Here is a 1,494-nt window from a genome sequence, read left to right as displayed (position 1 = left end):
CCAGTCGTAGTCGCTGTAGGTGGCGAAGCGCGAGACCAGGCGGCACTCGCCCGCTACGGCTTGGTTGAAGTCGTGCTGGATGGTGGGGTGTTCGAGCAGGCGTGGATGGATCATGATCTGGTGCAGGACCAGGCATGAAGCGTCATCGAGGTCCACAAGCCCACGCGCCCAGGCCGCGACGATCAGTTGGTACACATGGAAGGGCGCCTGGGGCGGAAGGCTCGAGGGGCCCTTCCACGCCAAGGGCGAGTAGCTCGGGGGCGATTGGTTCAGCAAACGCCAGGCACCCAGCAGGCACCTGACTTGAGGGGCCATGTACTGCAGTTCGCGGACGGCGTGCGGTATGACCAGATCCCTGGCGAACGCACGGCCTTGCACGCAGGCGAAGGTGCCGCAGGCGGTTGGGTACAACCATGCGCTCAAGGGCCATAGCACATCGCTGATATCGAGCATCGTGGCGTGCAGCAACTCCAGGCGCAAAGGCTCGAACCAGGGAGCCGTTGCCGGACCGGCCACCGGGGGCATGGTCAAGCAACGTGCCGCGAGGTGCCGGGCGATGACCGGCAATGGCTGTTCGCTCAATAGCCAACCGCAGACATGGCGTCTGTCGAAGTCCACTTCTGACAGGGCATGGACGGCAGTGAGCTGAAGCAGTGTGTCAGCGGGATGGCCGGGCGCCGCCAGCTCGACCAGGGTCGGACACTCCGCTGTCAGGTGTGCCAGGTCGTCGCGCATCACACATTCGACTGCCTCTACTCCCAGTTGCCGGGTCAGCGCTGCAATGCTCAAGGGATGTTCGGGACCGCAGTTGGCAAGCGGGTCGAGGAGCAGGTAGAGGAAATCGTCGGGTTTACGCGCCTGTGCCATCAGGTCGAGCAGATATTCAGGTTTCATCGCTGGTGCTCCACGCATTCTTCAAGCCCCTGCAACACCTGGCTGGTGATCGACAGTTCGTTGCCGCTACCGCTGGCGTTCTGGCTCAGCGGCGCTTTCAGGATCAGCGCCACGCCATCGAGCGTGATCCCGTCGCCGTCGATGCGCAGCGTGCCGCCTGGCGCATTGAGGGTGATGCTTTGCGAGGCATGGATTTCGTAGCACCGGGTGTGCTGCCGAATGGCCTGGCCGGCCTTCAGTTCAAGGTGGCCCTCGATGGTCTGCTGCATATGGCCACCCACGCTGACGCTGTGGTTGGCCGCCGTGCTGTCAAAGCGATGATTGCCCACCCGCACCGTGCGGTCCTGGGCAATCGTGGTGGTCTGGCTATGGCCGATATCCAGCAGCGCGTCATGGCCAATCGTCACCTGGTCGTCGTTGCCGATGGTTTCGCGACGGTTGTTGGCGACGTCGAGCACTTCGTCATGGCCAACCTCCTCACGTCGATCATTGCCAACCTGCGTGGTCTCATCATGCTTGACCACGTTGTTCTGATCCCGCTGGGCATGGATGAACACCTCTTCCTGCCCCAGTTCATCCTCGAAGCGCAGCTCGTTGAAA

The 1,494-nt window shown here is 62.7% G+C and carries 1 protein-coding gene and 1 pseudogene; both read right to left on the bottom strand.

The genetic code is table 11. From position 1 onward, the window contains the following. The coding region (locus NMG10_RS25750; protein ID WP_254465369.1) for a DUF4123 domain-containing protein at nucleotides 1-894 on the bottom strand (894 nt) is incomplete at its 3' end. Next, nucleotides 891-1,494: pseudogene (locus tag NMG10_RS25745) on the bottom strand (type VI secretion system tip protein VgrG); the annotation flags it as partial. The pseudogene NMG10_RS25745 and the gene NMG10_RS25750, both read right to left, overlap by 4 nt.

This window comes from Pseudomonas sp. DVZ6 (assembly GCF_024259445.1).
In the GTDB taxonomy this organism is placed as follows: Bacteria; Pseudomonadota; Gammaproteobacteria; order Pseudomonadales; family Pseudomonadaceae; genus Aquipseudomonas; species Aquipseudomonas peradeniyensis.
This window is presented reverse-complemented; position numbering and strand designations above follow the sequence as displayed.